Source organism: Paenibacillus sp. P4_A7, assembly GCF_056402455.1.
In genome coordinates this window covers 1-1,851 of record NZ_JBFUHJ010000703.1, presented here as the reverse complement: position 1 = coordinate 1,851, position 1,851 = coordinate 1, and the positions used below count along the sequence as shown (strand labels likewise).

Genomic DNA, 1,851 nt, shown 5'->3' with positions numbered 1-1,851 from the left:
GACGTATACCCAGCTTTGCGATTTCTTCTCGGCGCACGAGAAAATCAAGTGCTTCTACAAGCTCCTGTTTGGCCCGCTCCTGACCTCCGATCTGATCGAAGGACAATGGAGCAGATTGTGTTTCGGAGCGTCGCTTTTGGCTTGGCAGCGCAGTTAGCTTCCCTCTACCACGTGTAGCAAAGGCAACAACAAATACTAAAATACCAATAAGCAGCACTGGCAACACATTTACTTCAATAAAAATTAAAAACACTAATAAAATAGGTACAAAACCAATTATGATTTCAGTCCAGTATTTACGCATTTGTCCACACCTCCAATTGAGCAGGCGTACGCGGAAGCACGACATACTTGACAGATTGTTCATTTTTCAAAGTGATGTATACATTTTTGTCATCCATCTCGGTCGTAACCGTAACGCCTTTATATGGTTTGATGGCTTCACTCATTGCATTTGGGATATCCGAATATGACTTTGTTTCCATTGCTTCTGCAATCTCAAATAATGAAGCATACCAAATTTCATCTAATTGTTCATTAGGCTTTGTCTGAAATTGTAGCACAAGCTCTCGGTCTCCAAATACATCCTTGCCATTTTTGGAAATCGTTTCATATATCGTTCTTATATTTGCATTCGGCGCTAATTCAAGCTCTATCCTAACCTGTTCACGAGTCATGACAGGCTTCGACGCCTTTACGACATTATCTATTTCTTTCACAGCTTGCTCCAAAGGAGCAGCAACTGCAACTTGATTATAAATGGACCAGCCACCAAATAATAAGGATGCGGCAATGGCTGCTGTAATAATAATAGGAATGACGCGTGGTTTCTTTATCATCAAAATAAATCGCCTCCGCAGCTTTTATTTGTATTTAGTGTATATTCCGTATATCAGTTTTTCTATACGTTAGTATATCACATCATACAACTATGCGGGCATTGTAAAAACAGGAAACGGAGCCTCACGGCTCCGTTTTTGCTGGCAATTTATATTCATCAATGAAATTTCCGCTTCCAAAAGTATAAAAGGCATAGTAATAATAAGCCTTACCAGCATCATTAGCTTTATAGTAAACTTCCCAGACCGGTTCGTCATCAAGCAGTCCAGGCTGAATCCGCTTTACCTCTGCTCCGGAGTGTTCAGCAGCGAATACCCCTGCTAATGCTCTTGAAGTTATAGCATCTGTAGCTTTAATGATTTTGGGTTGCTCATCTTTAATAATCCATACAAAAACATCTTCTTCTGCCTGATTAATGCCCTCTACAATCCAGCTTTCTGTTTTCCATACATGCTTGTAGACTTTCTCAACGCTCGCGAGCTCAGCAGCCTCAATCGCTTGCTCTTTTATTTCACTCGATTCTGACCATTTTGATATCTGAATATCGCGAAAGTATATACCGAATCCCGTTAGTAATAGAAGCAAACTGGCTACTATAACGAATACCCATCGCTGCGTTGACATGAATCGTGGACTTTTCCGTGCTGACGCTCGCATTAGGCTTGAAGTAAACGATCAAAGCTAGCCTGCGCTTCAAATCGAATTTTCTCCTCATCCATCCAAGTACATTCACCATTGCGTAAAACTTGGCGTCCATCAATCCATACATGCTTCACATCACGGCCTGAGCCGGAATAAACAAGATGAGATACAATATCCGTTAGCGGATAGAAATGTGGCTGATCCAGATCTATTGCAATAAAATCAGCTTTCATGCCGACGCGCAAGCTGCCTATTTCGTTTTGCTTCCAAATAGCGCGAGCGCCATAAGTCGTACCCATCTTCAAAGCTTCTATTGCTGGAATCACTGTAGGATCGCCAGACACTCCTTTATGAAGCAATGCGGTGAAA

Annotated in this window: 3 protein-coding genes and 1 pseudogene; all 4 read right to left on the bottom strand. The window is 41.7% G+C overall.

Going from position 1 to position 1,851, the window contains the following annotated elements; all coding sequences use genetic code 11:
* Window positions 1-304 (bottom strand): annotated as a pseudogene (locus AC1DWN_RS33160) (ATPase); the annotation flags it as partial.
* The gene (locus AC1DWN_RS33155) at window positions 297-842 is read right to left on the bottom strand and encodes a hypothetical protein (protein WP_477563089.1); all 546 of its coding nucleotides are present in this window, start codon (window positions 840-842) and stop codon (window positions 297-299) included. The gene AC1DWN_RS33155 and the pseudogene AC1DWN_RS33160, both read right to left, overlap by 8 nt.
* Window positions 843-963: 121 nt before the next feature.
* A complete protein-coding gene (locus tag AC1DWN_RS33150) occupies window positions 964-1,464 on the bottom strand; it encodes a cell wall elongation regulator TseB-like domain-containing protein (RefSeq protein ID WP_477563088.1) in 501 nt (166 codons plus the stop codon).
* 32 nt (window positions 1,465-1,496) lie between these two features.
* The coding region (locus AC1DWN_RS33145; protein WP_477563087.1) for an amidohydrolase family protein at window positions 1,497-1,851 on the bottom strand (355 nt) is incomplete at its 5' end.

Bases quoted from the DNA above. Each gene is read 5' to 3' on its own strand.
- AC1DWN_RS33150 (WP_477563088.1), bottom strand. From the start codon at position 1,464: ATGTCAACGCAGCGATGGGTATTCGTTATAGTAGCCAGTTTGCTTCTA.